This is a genomic window from Novosphingobium sp. (genome assembly GCF_036820275.1).
GTDB lineage: Bacteria > Pseudomonadota > Alphaproteobacteria > Sphingomonadales > Sphingomonadaceae > Novosphingobium.
This window is the reverse complement of record NZ_DAISLT010000040.1, coordinates 37,911-56,755: the sequence shown is the minus strand read 5'-3', so window position 1 is coordinate 56,755 and position 18,845 is coordinate 37,911. Positions and strand designations below refer to the sequence as shown.

The following is an 18,845-nucleotide window of genomic DNA, read 5'->3' as shown; positions in this document are numbered from 1 at the left end:
TTCAGACCTCTCCTCTGCCTTGCGGGAGGCAGCGAGGCAGAGCCTTCACTGATGTGATCTGTAAGCCGAAGCTCTCTTTCGGCACCGAATGATGTCACCTGAGGGCTGTTTGGCAAAGCCATAGGATTGTTGCCCTTAGGTAGTCACGGCTTCCTGACAGCACGGGAGGGAAAAGCGGCAGTTCCGCTCCTAGGGAGTAAAATTGGGCGGCGTAACGGCAACAAAGGGTCGGTTTCGCTGACGGCGAATGCCGCGTCGCGGGACTTTGCAGCCGATCAGAGACCAAGTCTAAACGGCCGCAATTGGCATGGAAGCGGTCATCGACGAAGGTGGCCCATCAAACAATCGCTACTTTCACCAGCATTCGAATATTCATAGCGTGGGACAGCCTACCGGTGCCAGCCCGCATGATTCCGTCGTGCGGGCAATCATTCTAACCTGAAGCAAGCTTTCCGATGATCAGTCCCAAGGTGGCTGCCACAGCCAAGGTGGGGACTATTCCCATCTTCAGCCGGAAGATTAATGCTGCCGCGACTGCTGCGATCAATGCTGCTCGCCAATCGAAGGTGGTCCACTCTGGCACCTGCAGCCGCATTGGCCCAATGGCGACCTCATCGACGACTGCAAACAGCACATGCAGCGCAAACCATAGTGCGAGGTTCGCAATCACCCCTACGACCGCCGCCGTCACCGCCGCCAATCCTCCCTTGAGTGCCGATGAACGCTGCAAACGATCCATCCATGGTGCGAAAGCAAAGATCCACAGGAAGCACGGCGCAAACGTGACCCATGTGGTAAGCACGGCACCCATGACGCCGGCAACAACCGGGCTGAACGGCTCAGGCGCACGGAATGCAGCAAGGTAACCCACAAACTGCGTCACCATGATCAGCGGCCCTGGAGTAGTCTCTGCCAAGCCAAGGCCATCGGCCATTTCGCCTGCGGCAAGCCAGCCGAAGCCGTTCACAGCCTCTTGCGCCATGTAGGCCAGTACTGCGTAGGCGCCGCCAAAAGTGACCACAGCGAGCTGCGAGAAGAACACGCCAATGTGCCACAATACGTGATCGCGCCCGAGGAACACGAAAATTGCCGCCATTGGCGCAGTCCAGATCGCAGCCCAGATCAGCACCGCCTTAAAGCTCGCCGCCCACGGGCTCGGATTGCTGTCTCGAGTGCTGCTCTTCTTAAGCGCAAGCCAGTCCGGCCGCTTTGCCCCGACCCACGCACCAAGTGCCAAGGCCATCAGCACGACCAGCGGAAATGGAGCATTAAACAGGAACAGCGCGGTGAAGGCTGCGATCGCCAGCACTCGCTGGAACGCCGTTTTGAGGGCCCTTCCCGCGATCCGCATCAGGGCCTGGATAATGATCGCCAGTACCGCCGCCTTGATCCCCAGGAACAGCGCCGTGAACCAAGCAAGGTTGGCCGCAAATGCGTAGAGGACCGACAGACCCAGCATAACCAGCGCGCCAGGGACAACGAACAGTGCTCCGGCGACAACACCGCCCTTCCAGCCATGGAGCTTCCAGCCAATCCAGGTGGCGAGTTGCTGCGCTTCCGGCCCCGGCAGCAAGTGGCACAAGTTCAGAGCCTGGAGGTAGTCATCCTCATCGACCCAGCGCCGCTCATCGACCAGCTCGCGGTGCATCAGAGCGATTTGCCCGGCGGGCCCTCCGAAACTGAGACAACCGATCCGCGCCGAAACGCGCGTTAGCTCGGAAAATGAAGGGTGATGCAAACTGCTGTCAGCCATTCTGTCCAATACCTCCATGCCTCGCCGCAGCGGGGTCAGAAGGCAACGCTTGGGCGAAACGCCTGACCGGGAGGTTGCTCTATCCCGGTTCACGTATAGTAACCGGCGCTAGCGGCCCATGCAATGTCCGAAACTGCCGACTGCGGCCTTTCTGTTTGGGGCGCCGAACGACGCGATTTGGTCGACTCCTCCCGATCGTCTCATCCTATCGCACCTCCATTATCGACCCTCCCTGGGTCAGTCCGGCATTTAGGCAAGACGCAATCCCGCCACTTCATCGCACGGACATTAGAGAAAACCGAAAGCTCTGCACGATGCAAATCAGGCCATTGATTTAACTCATGCCTCATTATCAATTCACCGGTAAGTCATTCGCGACCACTTGCCGATGAACACAATATCACATTGTCTCGGGGTCGCACCGCAGCCAAGGATCGGTGCCGCGACTGCTCGAAACTCCAGCAGGAATTTGACGTATCAGGTCGTCGTGCCCCTATCCGAATGGGCTCATGCTCTGTCCCAAGTGCCTAGCGTTTCCGTCGTAGATTTTTCGGGCACGATCAGGGGCTTTACGGCATCCGGGAACGAGTTCGTCCGAAATGCACTTATGGATAGATATCCGGACAAGAAGGACGCTATGCCACCCGTGTTCACCGATGCCATCGCGCTATTGAAGGCAGATCACCGCAAAGTCAGAGACCTCTTTCGCCAGTTCGATCACGCAAAGTCGGCATCGCGCAGAAAAGTGCTTGCCCGAGAAATCTGTAGCGAGACACGAATTCACCTGGCAGTGGAGGAGGATATCTTTCCCTCGACTTTCCAGGTCGATACCCACCGCCAGCATGCCAGAATTCTGATAGGCGATATCGAGTCCGCTTTGGAGCAAGATGTCCCATTCGCGGTCATGGTCGCGATGCTGTCCGAAAAATTCGCGCAGCACGTTCATGAGCAGGAAAGCTTGTCGGGGGGCCAGTTCGCAGTTAGCCGGAAATCCGGTGTCGACCTTGTCGCGCTGCGAGACCGGATTGTGGCACATAAGGAAAAATCTCTTCGCCATTCCGAACCAGGCATCCTTACGAAGGTAGGACCTGTCCAAGTTACACTGCGCGTCGCAGCGTGACGAATGGGTGGTATTTGTTCGGTTTGATGAAAGGCCAAGACCGACAGGGCTGAGACAACACGTGAGGAGACCGGCATGCTCGATCTGACGTTCACTCCTGCGGTCCGACGTTGGGTTGCCGACCGCGAGGCTGTGGAATTCACCGGCCAATGGGAGGCAACGCGCTACCGGTTCTATGTCACCCGCGATGCGCTGGAACAGATCGAAGCCCTCTCTTTTCCTGTCAACGATAGCAGTGCGGAAAAAGTTTTCGACGAGAACCAGGGTATTTTGCTTCCCGCTGCACACAGGCTCTGGCTCGCGAGCAACAAGGCTCAAGAAGAGTTTGTCATAACCACTGAAGAGATAAAGGCCCTTCGTGATGAGCAACCCGGCCTTTTCGAAGGCTGAGGCAATCCGTTTTGCTGGAACGATCCGTAAATTCCTTCAAGTCGTGGACGGAGCGCAGTCGGATATAGCGATTGCTCGTCTGGATGGCATTGGTGTCTGCACGAACGAACATCCAGTTTTCAGAGCAACTGGTCTCGAGCGCCTGCACGTCAGGTGCGATGAAAGCGAAGCGAGAGCCAAGGATTCCTCCTCGGCTTCGAGGGATGAGCGCGCGATTTAACACAGGTTGTTGGCGCTGCGTTGAATTCTGCCCTAGTTTTTTTGCAAAGTCGGATTTCCGGCCGGTTTGTGAACAGGGCGCACTCGGTGAAAACTGGGCAGGTAATCTTTTTCAGTGTCCGCCATGGCTACGGATTCATCAAGCCGGATGATGGGAGCAGCGATGTGTTCATTCATTTAGATACGCTGCGAAAGGCGGGCTCGACGCACCTGAACCCTGGCGAGAATTTCACCTATGACATCCTTGTAGCGCGAAACGGGAAGATTTCGGCCGTTGCAATAGGCAGAACCGAGCAGAAGCTATAGTCTGCTGCACGACTGCCTGTCGCGCCCCGCCGCTCCAATGCAACGACGCTGGCCGCAAGAGCCCCCGGTGATGATCTAAGCAATTCCGCCGCGACGCAATTTGCAGGATTTTGGATGAGTTGACGCGGACCGCGGGACACGCCTTCTGCCGCCGCGTTAAGCGAGAAGAGCAGCGAAGAAGGATCAGGCATGACGAACACCATCGAAGATCTCTCGAAGAAGATGAGGGATATCGATTTCACGATGCTAGTTCCCCACACCGAGGATGGTGCGATTGGTGTGCGGCCCATGAGCAATAATCGCGAGGTCGATTACGATGGGGATTCCTGGTTCTTTACCGCCGACAGCGCGGTAACGGTCTCCGACCTCGCTGCGAACCCGTCGGTTACGCTCAATTACCAGGGATCCTCGGGAGGTCTGGGCCAGCGCCCGTTTTTCCTCGCCGTGGAGGAGGGGGGTGATGGCCTGAACGAACAGAGACGCCACGATTGGTTCTACTCAGGATTGCTGGCCATCGCCGGCATTATCGGGATGGAGATGATGAAGGTAAAATCGAGCTGACGCCGAAAGCGAGACTTTGACGGTTACCTACCAGCGAGAGCCAATTGCCGTCGACCGGCGCAGTCGTACTGGTCAGTCCGCAAACAGGGTCTCTCGCCAATATCCAAGGACCGTAAGAGCCGGATCGCGGCAGAATATGAACCCGACGATTCCCGTAACGTCCCGAGCGCGGTATCCTCCCGACCAGGCTTCAGCACTGCGGGGCGCATCGCAGCCGCTCAACGTCTCCTCCGAACTGTTCTGCGAACCTTGCGGAGTTGTGAAGATGTCCGCACGTTCCTCACCCAACTCCTGAATGAGGTGCTCCACGGCGCTTCGACCTGCTTGCGTGTCGCGAAGGTCTTTTCCAGCTACTGCTCATGGCGGGCTCCTCCCGGTCACGGTGTGTCGCCCGTCGGAACGGCCGCTGGCCTGAAGGTGGCGGGACGCAGGCCTTCCAAATCCTTCTCCCGGCGACCATCGAAAGCCGATTTTGTCACGTCGAAAAAGACGGGACATCTTGTCCTTTTTGTCAAATATCATATATTGGAGACAGAAAGGACGATCATGGCTACGCACGCATCATCGACCGGTGGGAAGGCCGCTCTTCCAGCAAACATTGCGCCCGGCGACACCTTGCGGCGCAAGGCTCTGGAGAAGCTGACACTTGCTATCGCCAAGGCAGTGGAGTCCGCAAGCGACGATACGCTGGCGGATATCGTAGGTTCTGCGGATCTGCGCCATGCCCTCGCGATCGCCCCTCGGGACATCGCGCCTGAATCGGCTGCGGATATTGCCGCGATCAAGGCTGCACGCGAGAAGACAGCGCGTTTCCGTGACGAGATGGCGGACCGAGCAGGCGGAATGCTGGAACGCGCGGACGTCGCCGAGATGCTGGGAGTAAGTGTCGCTGCGATCGAAAAGCAGCGACAGCGCCGTCAGATCCTTGGCGTTCAGTACGGGAACGAGATCCGCTATCCTGCGGGCCAATTCGTCGATGGCGCCACAGCGCCGAACCTCAAGCAGCTGCTGGAAGCTTTCGGCGATACCGACCCTTGGGAGCAGCTCATGCTGCTCACGACACCCGTTACGGGTTATGGCCCGAAGCCGGAAACACCCTTGCAGATCTTGGTTCGCAAGCCCGGCGCGCTGGCGCTAAAGCAACTTGTCGCGCTCGTCACGGGCTGGACTGCCTGACGCGTCATGGCCGTAACTTTGATGCGCCGTATCGGCGCGGGCGCACATCTGCACCGCTATCATCGCGCCGTTCATAGCCCGGTCTTCTTTGGTCCGGTCGGCCCCGATCCCGTCAACAGGTTCGATTCCCCGGACGGGAGCTACAAGATCCTCTACGCTGCGCGGTCCATCGAGACGGCGTTTGGGGAAACCTTCGTGCGCACGCCCGCGATCCCTTATATTCTTTCGACCACGATCGATGGGCGGGTCCGAAGCGAGCTCGTGACCACGCGGGCGCTCAGGCTCTATCCGCTGGTGGATGCCGGGGTTTCCGCACATGGACTTTCCTTCACCGATGTTCATGGCGACGCTTACGCCCGTACCTGGGAGATCAGCGGCCATATTCACGAAACGACGAGTGCCGACGGCATCCTCTACACCTCGCGTTTCGACAATCAGCGGTGCGTCGCCTTGTTCGAACGTGCATCCGATGCGATCAGGCTATCAGCTCTTAGCGCAGTCCCCATTTCGCCATCGGAAGCCGAGCGGTTGGCGGCGCATTTCGGGAAAGACTATGTGGCCCCGTAAATCTCAAAGGCAAAGCTTGTTGCGAGCGCATGCCGCTCCGTTTGAGGTCCCGAGATCAAGTCAAAGTATCGTGAAACTTCCTGTCTAAAACCAGGTATTTCATCCACACTGCCGTCCAAGGCGCCCTTCCCTCCCTCAGCGATCTATTCGATAAGGTCATGAAGAGTACTCTTGATCTCCTCCTTCGAAGAAACAGCGCGACCTGAACCGGAAAGTCCAGATCCTGTTCGAGGAGTTCGAGGATGCGCACTGTAATTCTGCGGGGGAGCGCAAACTTCGACGGGCACTCAAGTTGTCTTCAGCAAAACCGGGCTGGGTTCAACGGAGGCGCGCGCCCGATTTACCCGTAGGTCAAGCTCTAACGCCATCATGCTAGCCTGGCACCATCCCGGTTTTCAATGCGACCGGTCACGCGTTGCCGTTTCTCCGCCGGGTTTCCCATCCCTTTCGTGCAGCAGCCGATCGTTGTTCCGCCGACCCGGACTTATGCGCCTTGCCGCCCCGGGATGACGCGCTCCGGTTTTCGGTCTTTCCTCGACCCGATCCGGATTTCTTGCCGCCGCCGCTTTCCTTGTTGACGGTTGCCCAGGCGCGGCTTTCGGCCTCCTTTTTGGGGGTACCACGCTTTTCGTAGCTCTCCTCGATATGCTCGGCGCGGCGCTTCTGCTTGTCTGTGTAGCTGCTCTTGTCACCTCTAGGCATCTCTGCTGTCCTTCATTCCTTCCCCGGTAGTCCCCGCCCTGAGATAGTTTCAGGGCTTGTCCGGTAACCCATCCGGGAACTTGCCAGCTGTCGCCGCGCCGCTCGGACCGCGGCCCGGGCGATCCGCGGTCGGTTCGGGGGCGCCGGGCTCGTCGATTTCCGTAGTGACGATGGCCGGGCTGCCATGACCCTGGCCTGCTATCGTTGCGCTGTTATCTCCGGGCGAGACTTTTTCCTCGGCCTTCCGATTGGTGCGCTTGCCAGCGCCGGTCTCATCCGGGCCTTCAGTCGTTTTGGGTGTCGACGGCATGATCGGGTTCCTTAATCGCGGTTTCGTTGGATTCAACACAGCGCGTGGGCAAATGGTTTCACGGCCGAAGCGAGATGGACAGTTTACAACGGCACGCCGAAGTTAGTCGAAGTGCGGCCCCTTTAGCTCTTGAACTGACGTTGGAGCGAGCGAGCTCCATGGCCTGTAAAAACTTCCAGACAGCCATTCGACGCGCGAGGAATTGACTGGCGCCAAGAAAGATGGCGTTGTTTCGAATAGTGCGCAGAACTGATCCAATTTATTGATCTTAATGGCCCCATATTCGGCGATCAGGTGCATACATGCCTTCGTCTTCTCGTCTTCGGATTTTGCGGCGTTCGCCGTGGCCTGCCCGCCATCAAACTCGTTCCGCCATTTCAAGGGTTTGGAGGATTTGGTCAGAGCACGGGGCGGGCAAGCCGAGGGGGAACGACAACGTTGCCGCTATCGTAATGCGGGTGGTGAGAGGGGCGATGATCGCAGCTACTCTATTTGGCGGAGCCACGACCGGCCGCTTGCTGCGTTGATCCATACAGTTTTAGGGATGATTGAACGCAAACTGCCTCAGGATCATGCCGTCAAGGCATGATCCTGAGGCTCGATTTCCAGCTCAAGGCACCGCAGAAAATTTCTGCCTACACAGAATGCCCCGAGCCGGGGGTCAAGGAACTCTCTTGCCCCGACCGAAGAAGAAACCAAGAACCAGGATCACGACCGCAACGAGCAGGAAGACCTTTGCAAGACTGGCCGAAAGGCCAGCAACGCCGCCAAAGCCCAGCAGCGCCGCGATAAGTGCAACAACAGCGAAAATGATGGCCCAGCGAAACATGGGGCTCTCCCTTGATGCAAGCGCTGCGTCGACCTTTTCGAGCAGCTCGTTTCTAGAACATCTGTTCTGTCCCTATGTTCCGCAAATCTTGCGAAGGAGGCACCGGCAAGAACATGGCTGATCATTGCCAGACAAACCGTCACGAGCCGGCAGGAGTGTCTGGATCCTGGTTTCGCCAGATTCCAACCCACCGCGGATGGGATCTCCGCGCTGTTTGGACGGCTTCGTGCTGACGGGCGTATCCCATAACCGCGTTGCGGGCCGTGTCGCACGAGCGTTAGACGGCACCGACCCGTCGCATACCCTCAGCGTCCGATTTTTGCCGCCAGGTACCGACGATCCACTTTTTCCGACAGCTGGCGCCCCAGACTACGCCGTTTACCGATGGCGAGGCCAGCGGCCGCGGTCGCCAAGACCCGCTGTTCGCGTATCGGACGAAGGCCAGGATGCCCGGAACGGTCGCCAGTGCGAAAAGAAGCGGGCAGTGCAAAAAGATCCCATGGGCGCGGGCTGGCATTCGGGTACGAGGATTTGAAAGGCCGCGCCTTACTGCTCCGCCCCGCAGCCGACCGCCCATGCCTTCAGTCGTACCACACCTTTGGAAAGAAGCTGCCTCGCCCCTCGGGTGTCATGTCGAGGAGGCCCCATAGCGGATTTGCGGCGTCGCCCGAGCGGTGGTGCTGTCCAGGCTCCGAGGGCGCATAGGTCAACTCGCTGCCCCAGAAGTGACGGATCGTGTTGCCGTCTTCCCGGCGAAAGACGTTGTAGATCGTCTCGTCCCAGTCTTCGCCCTCGGCAATGCCGTGGGCGCTGCGCATTTCGGGTGACAACCTGCTTGTCTCTCCGAAATAGTCCGCAGTGTAGTTGTTGCCAGCAGTGCTCAGCATCCTGAGATGATCCCAACCGCGAACGCGTGCCCACTCGACCAGCCGGGCAAGCGGCGACTTCGCGGCGATATAAAGCGAGGCGCGCTGTTCGACGTGCCGGCCTGCCCCATTCATTCCATCGAGCAAGTGCGTGCACCCCGGGCACGGCAGTGTCTTTTCGGGGCCGTACATAAAACTGTAGAGGATTAGCGTATCGTGCGGATGGAACAGTTCGCTCAGTCGAACGTGCTCGGGCATCCCGTGCTCGCCGATCCGCTCGAAGACGTAGTCCTCCGGCACAGCGCCGCCGGGCGGCAATGCACGGCGCATGGCCGCGACCTTTTCGCTGTGCGCACGCAGTTCGATCTCTGCGTCGAGAAGCGCATTGCGGGCTTCTCGGTAGGCCGCGCTTTCATTGGGAAAGGAAAGATGCGCCATGATCTTCAGCCTCAAAGGAGCTTATCGAGCGTGATCGGTAGGTCGCGGACGCGCTTGCCGGTCGCGTTGTATACGGCGTTGGCGACAGCGGCGCCGGTGCCGGTGATGCCAATCTCACCGATGCCGCGGGCGCCCATCGGGGCGTGCGGATCCGGGATGCCGGTCCAGATCACGTCGATTTCGGGGACGTCCATATGCACCGGAACATGGTACTCCGACAGACTCGGGTTCATGATCCGGCCCTTGCGCTCGTCGAACTGCGCGTCTTCCATCAGCGCAAGACCAAGCCCCATGATGATGCCGCCGCGGAACTGGCTCATCGCGGTCTTCGGATTGAGGATGCGCCCGCAATCGAAGGAGCCGAGGAAGCGGCTGACACGTGGTTCACCAGTTACGGCGTTGACGCGCACCTCACAGAACATTGCGGCATGGCTGTGCATGGACCAGTGCATCGTCTCCAGCGGCGGCGGGCCATCGGCCTCGACGCTGACCATATCCTGTCCGGCGCGAGCGAGTATGGCGGCGTAACTCTCATGCCTCGTCGGATCGTCGGCCTTGCACAGCCCTTCCTCGCGGCTGACGACATCGCCCGGCCCGAGCCCGGCAAGCGGGGAATCGTTGCCGGCCAGCTTGAGGAGCGTCTTCACCAGATCGCGATGTGCAGCTCCCACCGCCGCTCCGATCGCTGCAGTCTGCTGCGATCCGCCTGCGAGAACGACGCCGGGCAAAGTGGAATCGCCATAGTTGAATGTCACTCGGTCGAGCGGCAGCCCGAGGCGCTCGGCGGTGACCTGCGTTTGCGCGGTTGCAGTGCCCATGCCCATCTCGTGCGCCGCGATGTCGACGATGGCGCGGCCGTCCCGCGTGAGCGTGATCCGCGCTGCACCCCCGGGCATTCGGTAATAGGGATAAGTCCCCAAGGCGCAGCCCATGCCGACAAGCCATTCACCTTGCCGGCGCATGCCCGGGCGAGGGTCGCGCCGCGCCCAATCGAAGCGCTGCGCGCCGCTGCGCCATGCCTCGATTATGTGGCGGGACGAGAATGGCAGGCCGGTGGTCGGGTCTTTTTCCGGCTCGTTGCGGATGCGCAGTTCCACCGGATCGATGCCGAGCGCCTCGGCCAATTCGTCCATCGCGCTCTCCAGGGCGAAAGTGCCGACCGCTTCCCCCGGTGCGCGCATGAAGGTGTTGGCCAGCATGTCGAGTTCCACCGTCTGCACGTCGAGCTTCAATGTGTCCGAGGCGTAGGCGCTGCGCGCTGGCAGAATGAACGGCTCGGGCATCGCGTTGGTCGCGGTCTTGACGGTGACGCCCGTGTGGATCAGCGCCTTGAGCCTTCCGTCGCGGTCGGCGCCGAGTGCGACGCGCTGCTCGGTCGGCGAGCGGCCACCGACGACGCGGTAAACCCCTTCGCGCGAGAGGACGAGACGCACAGGGCGGCCGGTTACTTTCGCAGCCATGGCCGCGAGAACCTGATGCTGCCATAGGCACTTGCCGCCGAAACCCCCGCCCACATAGGGCGAAGTGACGACCACCTTGTCTTCGGCCATGCCGAACATCTGGCCAATCGACCAGGCGGTATGGGCGACCAGTTGCGAGGCATCGTGGATGCGCAGCACGTCGCCCTGCCATGCGGCGGTAACGCCGTGAAGTTCGATGGCATTGTGGTTGTGGCGCGGCGTCGCGTACGTGGCATCGATGCGCACCTCGGCCTCTTCCAGCGCCGCCCTGGCATCGCCTCGCTCGTCATGGAGAGGCTGGCCCATGAAAATCGCGGGCCGCGTGCCCCCTGCCCGCGCCTCGGCAAAGGAGGTCAGTGAACCCGCTTCCTCGTAAGTCACACGGATGAGCGAAGCGGCGTGGTCCGCCGCCTCCTGCGTTTCGGCGACCACGACCGCTACCGGCTCGCCATTCCAGCGGATCTCATTACCCTGCATGATCGGCAGCTCGTCCCCGCCGGCCGCCTTGGGCGCCGACATGAACACTGGCGGCCGTGCAAGGCGCGGGGCGTTGCGATGATCCATAACCGCGACAACGCCCGGAGCGATGCTGGCCGGCGCTGTATCGATCGTCGTGATGCGGCCCTTTGCAATGGTGCTGAAGACCAGCGCGGCATAGACCATGCTTTCCATCGGGAATTCCGCCGCGAAGCGCGCCTGCCCCGATACCTTGAGCGGGCCGTCGATGCGCGACAGCGGCTTGCCGACGTGACCGTAGCGCTCGCGGATCAGGGGATCGGGATCGCCTCCAGGAATCCAGCTGTCAGGCGCGAGTGCGACAGCCTTCGCCATCGCGCCCTGCACTGCACCCTGTATGGCTTGCTTGGCGTCGCCGACGATGCTCATGCGATTTCTCCTCCGGCGAGATCTTCAAGCACGGCGACCATCGTGCGACGGGCCAGCTCGATCTTGAAGGCATTGCCCGCTAGAGTCCTCGCCGCGGCAAGTTCCGCATCGGCCGCCATGGCAAAGGCTGACGATTCCGCCGGGCTACCGCGCAGCACCGCCTCGGCCCGCGCCGCGCGCCACGGTTTGTGCGCAACCCCGCCGAATGCGATGCGCACGTCGCGGACATGTCCGTCCTCGATTTCCAGCACCGCCGCTACGGAGACCAGCGCGAAGGCGTAGCTCGAACGATCACGCACCTTGCGATAGGTCGAGCGCACCTTGCCTGGCAGCGGCGGCAGTTCGATGCCGGTGATGAGTTCGCCCGCCTCCAGCCTGGTCTCGATGTCCGGCCGGTCGCCGGGCAGGAGATGGAAGTCCGCCAGCGCGATGCGCCGCTCGCCGCCGAGGCCGCGTAGATGGACCACTGCGTCCAGGGCCGCGAGCGCCACGCACATGTCGGAAGGGTGGACCGCGACGCATGAAGACGAGGCACCGAAGATCGCATGATTGCGGGTGAACCCGCCGATCGCATCGCAGCCCGCGCCCGGTTTGCGCTTGTTGCAGCGCGATCCTGCTTCATCGTAGAAATAGGCGCAACGGGTCCGCTGAAGAATATTCCCGCCGACCGTTGCCATGTTGCGGATCTGCGGGCTGGCACCCGAAACGATCGCCCGGGTGAGCACGGGGTAGCCTCGGCGCACCCGGCTGTGCCCAGCGAGCACGGTATTGCGCACTCCAGCGCCGATCAGCAGGCCGCCGCCGGGCAGTTCCTCGATCTCACGCGAAAATCCCGTGACATCCACCAGACTCGCCGGTCGCTCGATTGTCTCGCGCATAAGGTCGACGAGATTGGTGCCGCCGCCGAGATACTTCGCGCCGTCACTACCACCCTGCTGGACGGCATCGGATGCGCCGGCGGCACGCGCATAAGTGAACGGGTTCATTCGGCCGCCTCCACGAGCGGCTCTTCGGCAATTTTTTCGGCGATGGCCGCTACGATGCCGTTGTAGGCCCCGCAGCGGCACAGGTTGCCGCTCATCCTCTCGCGCAACTCGTCATGGCTCAGTTCTATTCGATCGTCGGAGAGATCGGCGGTCACATGGCTTGGCACCCCCCGCGAAATTTCCGCCGCCATGCCGATGGCGGAACATATCTGACCGGGGGTGCAGTAGCCGCACTGAAAGCCGTCATGCTCGACGAAGGCCTGCTGCAGGGGATGCAGGTGGCCTGGGGCCCCGACCCCCTCAATGGTCGTGATCGAGCGTCCCTCGCACTGTACGGCAAGTGACAGGCAAGACAGGATACGGTCACCATCGAGAAGAACGGTGCAGGCGCCGCAAGCGCCCTGGTCGCAGCCTTTCTTCGTGCCGGATAGATGCAGATGCTCGCGCAGGAAATCGAGGAGCGAAACTCGCGGATCAAGGGGAATTTCGGCGACCTCGCCGTTGACGGTCATGGCCATGCGCGCACCTTTCGCAGCAGGCACGCCTGACGTGGACCTGCCTCGCATCCGCACAACCCGCCGGAGAGCGTTTGGTGCCCGGTCGTCGCTGATCGGACCAATGTGTGCGACAGTGCGTTGAAAGGCGCCCCCTCAGGCAGCGACGGCGCGCAGGGATTTCTCGATCTCACCCCCGCAATACGTGTCGCCAAACTTCCGGCGGCTTTCTTCGGCCAGCCGAGCGAGTTCGGGCGTTGCCTGCATCCGCCGTGTGAGGGCGGCTACCCGAGGAGCGTTTTGTGCCAGAAGGGCCGCGATGACGCCGAAGCGATCTGCCATCGTCGACCAGAGAACGGCGGTGACGATATCCGCAAGCTCAGGCTTCTCGCTTCCGAGCAGGGTGCCGCTTGCCTCTCGGAGCCCGTTCGCCGATCCGGTAGCCTCCCAGATTTCCATCCATCGGCCCAGGCGCGGCACGAATTCACGCCATTTGTCCGTGGTCCACATTTCGCGCCCGCCGTCGAGGGTCAGCTCGTCCAGAACGTCGTTTGCGTCGTTAACGACCTTCATCGAACGCGCCCGATCTTCGGAAGACGACGGCAGGAGCTCCAGCTTCTCGCCAAGGTAGAGCGAGATAGCGGGCATCTCGGCAATGGCAAACTTTGCCGCTTTCTCGATAAGGACAGGTGGCCCCATAAAGGGCACCGGTTGGCTTGCGGGCGGGCGGGCCATGAGTTCGCCGATTTCGTCGCTGTCGTGTTCTTTCCAGCTCTTCCCGGCATAGGCGAGGATGCCACGGACAAACTGTCCCCGAAACGGAACAGGCCAATAATAAAGATCGAAGTCGGCCATCGAATGGAGGCTCCCGTGCAAAACGTTGTCGGATTCAATGCATCGCACACCGCCTCGTTTCCCACCTCGACCCGGCGCTCGCTCAACCTGCCGGAAACCAACGCGAGAACTCCTCACCTGCTCACGGGTTATCGACCGGTGAAGGGGTTGACCCATGACCGTTCTCGAAACCCGCATAATCGATATTTTTGTCGATCGCCGCATGGACGAAGCCTATGCGTTCGCCAGTAGGCCTGAGAACTTTCCGGAGTGGGCTGCGGGCATGTCCTCGTCGCTCCACCGCGAAGGAGACCGCTGGCTGGCGGAGACTCCGCTCGGGCAAGCCACGGTCCGGTTCAGCCCCCCGAACGCTTTCGGGGTGCTCGACCATTGGGTCATGTTGCCCGGGAAACCAATGATCTACATTCCTCTGCGGATGATCGAGAACGGCAATGGGACGCAGGTGATGTTCACGTTGTTCCGGCAGCCCGGTATGGATGATATGAACTTCGATCAGGATGCCGCGATGGTTAGGAAGGACCTGTCCGCGCTGAAGCGTCTGCTGGAGCAACAAAAACCTGCCGGAAACGCCGGATCATGACCGGCGGCTCGCAAAACAAGGCCCCCGAAGCGAATGCCGAACCTTATGAGTAGATAAATGTGGACGAGGCGCAAAACGCCAAGCAGCGGCGCCCGTTCTCCAAAGATAGTCCGCGAACTCGTGCGGCAGCAGGGCAAGAAAGCGTTGCAGCGGCCTGCGCTTGCGCTGACCGTGTAGGGTACCGCGGCCCGGCTGGCGGTAGTCCTGTCGCTGCTGCTGAGAATATCCTCCGCAGCCGCTCGCCTGATCTGATTATACAGGAAAATGTCTTCCATTCGCGCGGTCACCTCCCATATCACCTCCTATGGCCCAGCATGAAATAGCAATGCATCGCCGGGCGATGATGATGGCGGGCGCGGCCGTGGTAGTCGGCGCCTGTTCACGGTCCTCTTCGCTCATGAAGCCCTCGCCGTTCGCCGCGCCTGCGCTACCGCCCGGAAAGACGCCGAGCGCCCCCGCGACCGTTCGCGGCAACAGCCCGCCAAGAACATTCTCGACAGTGGAGCCCGGCCTTCTGCGCAAGGCGCTGGCCTCTCTCGACAGGCATTCTGATCGGATCAAGGCGCGCGACCGTATCGCAATCGTCGATTTCTCTGCATCTTCATCGGACATGAGGATGCATTTCCTTGATGTCGTCGATGGAAAGGCTTTGCGCTTCCTGGTGGCGCACGGCTCCGGTTCCGACCCGCACCACACCGGATTCGTCGAGCGGTTCTCCAATGCCTTCAATTCCAACGCATCGAGCGAAGGCGCATTTCTCACAGGGGATTACTACGTCGGCAAGCACGGGCGCTCGCAGCAGTTGATTGGCCTCGATCCCACGAACAGCAACGCGCTAAGCCGCGCAGTGGTCGTCCATAGCGCCTGGTACGCCAACGAGGACATGATCCGCGCGCATGGCAAGCTTGGCCGCAGCCAAGGATGCTTTGCAGTGGGTGAGAACAAGCTCGACGATGTGTTCTCGTTCCTGGGCAAGGACAGGATGATCTTCGCCGCGAGAACCTGAGTGCGGCGCATCGTTTCGCGCGGCAGGCAACATCCGGCGCACCAACCAGTTGTTATACGGGTCTTTCAAGGAGATCCGTGTGCGTAACCGGTCGATCGTTCTTCCCCTGCTGGCCGTGACATGTGCGTTGGCGGCATGTGGTCCCTCCTCCAAAACCCCAGACGCCCCAGCTCCGGCTGTCAGCATCGACCAGGTTCACTGGACTGACGCGGACCTACGCGATCTTCGGGCCGCGATAGACGGACGCGCCGCCCATGGGCTCGATCACGTGCCATTCCCTGTCGAAGGCCGTCCCGGCAATGCCGAGGGCGACCGTGCCCTGACGCAAGGCGCCCTGCGCTATGCTGCCGCGCTTGCCCGCGGCGCCACCGATCCGAAGAAGCTTTACGAAATCTACACGGTTGCGCGGCCCGGATCCGATCTGCTGCCTGGGCTCGCCAAGGCCCTGAAGGATGGGGATCTCAAGGCCTGGCTGGAGGGCCTTGCACCGCAGGACGACGGCTACCGGGGCCTGTCGAAGGCGTACCTGACCCTGCGCGGGAGTAAGGATGCTCCGACGCCTGCCATCCCTCAGGACAGCAAGCCGCTCAAGCCGGGCGATACCGATCCGCGCATTGAACGGATCGCACGCCAGCTTGTCGCATCGGATTACCTCGATGCCGGCCAGATGCAGGGTGAGCGCTATTCACCGGCGATGGTCATGGCAGTGAAGCGTATGCAGGCCGACTACGGCATCAAACCCGACGGCGTCATCGGCAAGGATGCATTGGAGATCCTCAACCTGTCCGATGCCGACAAGGCGCGCGAGATCGCAGTCGCCATGGAGCGCCTTCGCTGGTTGGAGCGTAATCCGCCGGAAACGCGCATCGACGTCAACATCGCCGCCGGTCGTCTGGCGTACTGGCGTAATGGCAAAATGATCGATACCCGCAAGGTCGTCGTCGGCGAACCCGAGAACGAGACCCCGCAACTGGGTTCGCCGATCTATCGCCTGGTCGCCAATCCGACCTGGACGGTGCCCCGCTCGATCCAGAGCAAGGAAATTGCGGGCAAGGGCAGTGCATATCTGAGCCGTAACAACATGGCCTGGAAGGATGGCTGGATCGTGCAGCAGCCAGGCCCGAAGAATTCGCTGGGCCTTGTCAAGTTCGACATGAAGAATGAGCACCAGATCTACCTGCACGACACTCCGGCGAAGCAACTGTTCCAGGAAGTCCAGCGCCAACGCAGCCACGGCTGCGTCCGTGTGGAGGACGCACTGGGCTTTGCCGAGATGCTGGCGAAGGACGAAGGCGTCCTCGACGACTGGCACCGCGCCCGCGCTACCGGCAAGGAGACTTTCGTGCCGCTGCCGCATGAAATTCCAGTGCGCCTGCTCTACCACACCGTCCTGTTCGGCGATGACGGTGAACCGGTAATCCGTTCCGATCCCTATGGCTGGAATGATCGGGTGGCGACCGCACTGGGCTTTGCTGCCAGCGCCAGTCACCAGCTGCGCGCAAATGGCGGCGATGTCGGGCCATGAGAGGTATAAAGATTGTCGGCAACCCATCGCAATCCGGCGCATTTAAAGGTGATGACCCCGCCCAAGGCGCCTGAGGACCTCGACTTGCCAGCAGCCCGTTCACGCAGCGTACCCAGGGTGCTCCATCCTCTCAACGGCATACTGCTTGCCTTTCCAGTCGGGCTGTTTCCCGGCGCGCTGGCGGCGGACGTGACCTACCTCAACAGCTCCGAAATGCAGTGGTCGAACTTCGCCGCCTGGCTGATTGCGGGCGCGTTGGTCTTCACCGGGCTGTCGCTGGCATGGGCGCTCGTTCGAGCGTACCGCGCGGGGAGTATCCGGCTTGCCGGCGTGCTGGGCGCGTTGTTCGTGATCGGCCTCATCAACGCCTTCCAGCACAGCCACGACGGGTGGAGTTCAGTCGGCACCACCGGACTTGTCCTTTCCCTCATCTCCACCGTGTTGGCGCTCGCTGCAGGCTGGATCGGCTATACCGTGCCGAGGGAGCTGCGCGCATGACCATGCTGCGCCATGCCCTGCTGACACTGACCGCCCCGCTCGCCCTCACCGCCTGCGACAAGGCTCCCGAACTCGACCAGACCGGCGCCAGTCCAGAGCTGCCGGGCATGAAGGAAACGCTGCTGCCGCCGATGAAGATCGCGCGGCCTGCAGGCTGGAACGGCGCCATGCCGAGCGTTCCCCAGGGTTTCACGATCACCCCGATCGCGACCGGACTCAAGGTGCCGCGCCAGACGCTGGTCCTGCCCAACGGCGACATACTCGTTTCCGAGGGGCTCGGGGGCAGCGCACCCAAGCTGCGCCCGAAAGACGTGATCGCAGGCTACATCAAGAGCCTCGGCAAGAGTGGCACCAAGGGGGGCGACCGCGTGACGCTGCTGCGGGACCGCGACGGTGACGGCAAGTACGAACTACAGACCGTGCTGATCGGCGGTCTTAATGCGCCTTACGGACTGGCGCTGGTCGATGGCAATCTCTACGTTGCGGATCAGGACGCGCTGCTGCGGTTCCCGTACCCTGACGGCGCGACCCGCATAGCCAACCCCGGCGAGGTGGTAACGAAGCTGCCGGCCAATCCAAATCACCACTGGACCAAGTCGCTGAGCGCCAGCGCCGATGGTATGCGCCTCTATGTCGGGATCGGGTCGAACAGCAACATCGGCGAACGCGGCATGGCTCTGGAAGAAGAACGCGCGGTCGTCTGGGAAATCGATCGGGAGAGCGGCGCTCACCGGACTTATGCCTCGGGCATCCGCAATCCGACCGCGCTCGCCATCAATCCGGCAACACAAGCGCTCTGGGCCGTCGTCAACGAGCGCGACGAACTCGGCGCCGATCTCGTGCCGGATTACATGACTTCGGTGAAGCCTGGCGCCTTCTACGGCTGGCCCTACAGCTACTACGGCAATCATCTCGACCCTCGCGTCCACCCGCAGAAGCCCGAGATGGCGCGCAAAGCCATCGTCCCTGACTATGCGCTAGGCTCGCACGTCGCTGCGCTCGGCCTGACGTTCCTGACAGGCGGCGGTTTCGGCGGAGATTACGCCGACGGTGCCTTCGTCGGCCAGCATGGCAGCTGGAACCGCCGCCAACTCGCGGGGTACAAGGTCGTGTGGATTCCTTTCACCGACGGCCGTCCCTCCGGTAAACCGCGCGATTTCGTGACCGGTTTCATCGGTCCGGACGGCAAGGCCCGGGGCCGTCCGGTCGGCGTGACGTACGATCCAGTCAGCCGTGCGTTGCTGGTCGCCGATGACTTGTCCAACACGGTCTGGCGCATCACGCCTTCTGCAGCGCGCTAAGCTGACGAAGCAAAAGCG

At 61.4% G+C, this 18,845-nt stretch carries 20 protein-coding genes; 11 read left to right on the top strand and 9 right to left on the bottom strand.

The features are described from left to right. Window positions 1–433 precede the first annotated feature (433 nt). On the bottom strand, window positions 434–1,753 hold the full coding sequence (gene chrA, locus V7066_RS23335; RefSeq protein ID WP_334185356.1) for a chromate efflux transporter: 1,320 nt from the start codon (window positions 1,751–1,753) through the stop codon (window positions 434–436). A 388-nt stretch (window positions 1,754–2,141) separates the two neighbouring features. On the opposite strand from chrA, the gene V7066_RS28845 reads away from it, so the two are divergent. The 6 genes from V7066_RS28845 (at window position 2,142) to V7066_RS23305 (ending at window position 6,092) form a co-directional block, all read left to right on the top strand. Next, window positions 2,142–2,873, top strand: coding sequence for a hemerythrin domain-containing protein (locus tag V7066_RS28845; RefSeq protein WP_442947367.1), 732 nt, complete (start codon window positions 2,142–2,144; stop codon window positions 2,871–2,873). Between the two features lie 75 nt (window positions 2,874–2,948). Further along, window positions 2,949–3,263 carry a DUF1488 family protein gene (locus tag V7066_RS23325; protein WP_334185354.1) on the top strand — a complete coding sequence of 105 codons (315 nt, stop codon included), beginning with the start codon at window positions 2,949–2,951 and terminating at the stop codon, window positions 3,261–3,263. Window positions 3,264–3,551: 288 nt separating this feature from the next. Then, window positions 3,552–3,788, top strand: a complete 237-nt coding sequence (locus V7066_RS23320; RefSeq protein ID WP_334185360.1) for a cold shock domain-containing protein — start codon at window positions 3,552–3,554, stop codon at window positions 3,786–3,788. 189 nt (window positions 3,789–3,977) lie between these two features. Continuing rightward, window positions 3,978–4,349 (top strand): pyridoxamine 5'-phosphate oxidase family protein, encoded by a 372-nt coding sequence (locus tag V7066_RS23315; protein WP_334185353.1) that lies wholly within the window; start codon window positions 3,978–3,980, stop codon window positions 4,347–4,349. Between the two features lie 417 nt (window positions 4,350–4,766). Continuing rightward, a complete protein-coding gene (locus tag V7066_RS23310) occupies window positions 4,767–5,525 on the top strand; it encodes a hypothetical protein (RefSeq protein WP_334185352.1) in 759 nt (252 codons plus the stop codon). 21 nt (window positions 5,526–5,546) lie between these two features. Further along, window positions 5,547–6,092 (top strand): RES family NAD+ phosphorylase, encoded by a 546-nt coding sequence (locus V7066_RS23305; RefSeq protein WP_334185351.1) that lies wholly within the window; start codon window positions 5,547–5,549, stop codon window positions 6,090–6,092. A 408-nt stretch (window positions 6,093–6,500) separates the two neighbouring features. On the opposite strand, the gene V7066_RS23300 is transcribed toward V7066_RS23305, so the two are convergent. The 8 genes from V7066_RS23300 to V7066_RS23265 form a co-directional block, all read right to left on the bottom strand. Beyond that, window positions 6,501–6,794, bottom strand: a complete 294-nt coding sequence (locus tag V7066_RS23300; RefSeq protein ID WP_334185350.1) for a plasmid stabilization protein — start codon at window positions 6,792–6,794, stop codon at window positions 6,501–6,503. Window positions 6,795–6,843: 49 nt separating this feature from the next. Next, complete coding sequence (locus V7066_RS23295) at window positions 6,844–7,104, bottom strand: hypothetical protein (protein ID WP_334185349.1); 261 nt, start codon at window positions 7,102–7,104, stop codon at window positions 6,844–6,846. A 661-nt stretch (window positions 7,105–7,765) separates the two neighbouring features. Further along, the gene (locus V7066_RS23290; protein WP_147223179.1) at window positions 7,766–7,933 is read right to left on the bottom strand and encodes a DUF1328 domain-containing protein; all 168 of its coding nucleotides are present in this window, start codon (window positions 7,931–7,933) and stop codon (window positions 7,766–7,768) included. Window positions 7,934–8,514: 581 nt separating this feature from the next. Next, window positions 8,515–9,237, bottom strand: a complete 723-nt coding sequence (locus V7066_RS23285) for a DUF899 family protein (protein ID WP_334185348.1) — start codon at window positions 9,235–9,237, stop codon at window positions 8,515–8,517. A gap of 11 nt (window positions 9,238–9,248) precedes the next feature. Further along, window positions 9,249–11,582: a xanthine dehydrogenase family protein molybdopterin-binding subunit gene (locus V7066_RS23280; protein WP_334185347.1), complete on the bottom strand. Its 2,334-nt coding sequence runs from the start codon at window positions 11,580–11,582 to the stop codon at window positions 9,249–9,251. Then, the gene (locus tag V7066_RS23275; protein ID WP_334185346.1) at window positions 11,579–12,568 is read right to left on the bottom strand and encodes an FAD binding domain-containing protein; all 990 of its coding nucleotides are present in this window, start codon (window positions 12,566–12,568) and stop codon (window positions 11,579–11,581) included. The genes V7066_RS23280 and V7066_RS23275 overlap by 4 nt, the downstream gene beginning before the upstream one ends. Then, window positions 12,565–13,086 carry a 2Fe-2S iron-sulfur cluster-binding protein gene (locus V7066_RS23270; protein ID WP_334185345.1) on the bottom strand — a complete coding sequence of 174 codons (522 nt, stop codon included), beginning with the start codon at window positions 13,084–13,086 and terminating at the stop codon, window positions 12,565–12,567. The genes V7066_RS23275 and V7066_RS23270 overlap by 4 nt, the downstream gene beginning before the upstream one ends. A 132-nt stretch (window positions 13,087–13,218) precedes the next feature. Beyond that, window positions 13,219–13,917, bottom strand: a complete 699-nt coding sequence (locus V7066_RS23265; RefSeq protein ID WP_334185344.1) for a glutathione S-transferase — start codon at window positions 13,915–13,917, stop codon at window positions 13,219–13,221. A gap of 154 nt (window positions 13,918–14,071) precedes the next feature. Here V7066_RS23265 and V7066_RS23260 point away from each other — a divergent pair, with 154 nt between their 5' ends. From V7066_RS23260 to V7066_RS23240, 5 genes are all read left to right on the top strand, one after another. Beyond that, a complete protein-coding gene (locus V7066_RS23260) occupies window positions 14,072–14,497 on the top strand; it encodes an SRPBCC family protein (RefSeq protein WP_334185343.1) in 426 nt (141 codons plus the stop codon). Between the two features lie 340 nt (window positions 14,498–14,837). Beyond that, window positions 14,838–15,503 (top strand): murein L,D-transpeptidase catalytic domain family protein, encoded by a 666-nt coding sequence (locus V7066_RS23255; protein ID WP_334185359.1) that lies wholly within the window; start codon window positions 14,838–14,840, stop codon window positions 15,501–15,503. Between the two features lie 79 nt (window positions 15,504–15,582). Further along, window positions 15,583–17,028, top strand: a complete 1,446-nt coding sequence (locus V7066_RS23250; protein WP_334185342.1) for a L,D-transpeptidase family protein — start codon at window positions 15,583–15,585, stop codon at window positions 17,026–17,028. Window positions 17,029–17,079: 51 nt separating this feature from the next. Next, the gene (locus tag V7066_RS23245) at window positions 17,080–17,526 is read left to right on the top strand and encodes a DUF2231 domain-containing protein (RefSeq protein ID WP_334185341.1); all 447 of its coding nucleotides are present in this window, start codon (window positions 17,080–17,082) and stop codon (window positions 17,524–17,526) included. Then, window positions 17,523–18,827 carry a PQQ-dependent sugar dehydrogenase gene (locus V7066_RS23240; RefSeq protein ID WP_334185340.1) on the top strand — a complete coding sequence of 435 codons (1,305 nt, stop codon included), beginning with the start codon at window positions 17,523–17,525 and terminating at the stop codon, window positions 18,825–18,827. The genes V7066_RS23245 and V7066_RS23240 overlap by 4 nt, the downstream gene beginning before the upstream one ends. The last annotated feature ends 18 nt before the right edge of the window (window positions 18,828–18,845 follow it).

Bases quoted from the DNA above. Each gene is read 5' to 3' on its own strand.
- chrA (WP_334185356.1), bottom strand. From the start codon at position 1,753: ATGGCTGACAGCAGTTTGCATCACCCTTCATTTTCCGAGCTAACGCGC.
- V7066_RS28845 (WP_442947367.1), top strand. From the start codon at position 2,142: ATGAACACAATATCACATTGTCTCGGGGTCGCACCGCAGCCAAGGATC.
- V7066_RS23325 (WP_334185354.1), top strand. From the start codon at position 2,949: ATGCTCGATCTGACGTTCACTCCTGCGGTCCGACGTTGGGTTGCCGAC.
- V7066_RS23315 (WP_334185353.1), top strand. From the start codon at position 3,978: ATGACGAACACCATCGAAGATCTCTCGAAGAAGATGAGGGATATCGAT.
- V7066_RS23305 (WP_334185351.1), top strand. From the start codon at position 5,547: ATGCGCCGTATCGGCGCGGGCGCACATCTGCACCGCTATCATCGCGCC.
- V7066_RS23300 (WP_334185350.1), bottom strand. From the start codon at position 6,794: ATGCCTAGAGGTGACAAGAGCAGCTACACAGACAAGCAGAAGCGCCGC.
- V7066_RS23295 (WP_334185349.1), bottom strand. From the start codon at position 7,104: ATGCCGTCGACACCCAAAACGACTGAAGGCCCGGATGAGACCGGCGCT.
- V7066_RS23290 (WP_147223179.1), bottom strand. From the start codon at position 7,933: ATGTTTCGCTGGGCCATCATTTTCGCTGTTGTTGCACTTATCGCGGCG.
- V7066_RS23285 (WP_334185348.1), bottom strand. From the start codon at position 9,237: ATGGCGCATCTTTCCTTTCCCAATGAAAGCGCGGCCTACCGAGAAGCC.
- V7066_RS23280 (WP_334185347.1), bottom strand. From the start codon at position 11,582: ATGAGCATCGTCGGCGACGCCAAGCAAGCCATACAGGGTGCAGTGCAG.
- V7066_RS23275 (WP_334185346.1), bottom strand. From the start codon at position 12,568: ATGAACCCGTTCACTTATGCGCGTGCCGCCGGCGCATCCGATGCCGTC.
- V7066_RS23270 (WP_334185345.1), bottom strand. From the start codon at position 13,086: ATGGCCATGACCGTCAACGGCGAGGTCGCCGAAATTCCCCTTGATCCG.
- V7066_RS23265 (WP_334185344.1), bottom strand. From the start codon at position 13,917: ATGGCCGACTTCGATCTTTATTATTGGCCTGTTCCGTTTCGGGGACAG.
- V7066_RS23260 (WP_334185343.1), top strand. From the start codon at position 14,072: ATGACCGTTCTCGAAACCCGCATAATCGATATTTTTGTCGATCGCCGC.
- V7066_RS23255 (WP_334185359.1), top strand. From the start codon at position 14,838: ATGATGATGGCGGGCGCGGCCGTGGTAGTCGGCGCCTGTTCACGGTCC.
- V7066_RS23245 (WP_334185341.1), top strand. From the start codon at position 17,080: ATGACCCCGCCCAAGGCGCCTGAGGACCTCGACTTGCCAGCAGCCCGT.
- V7066_RS23240 (WP_334185340.1), top strand. From the start codon at position 17,523: ATGACCATGCTGCGCCATGCCCTGCTGACACTGACCGCCCCGCTCGCC.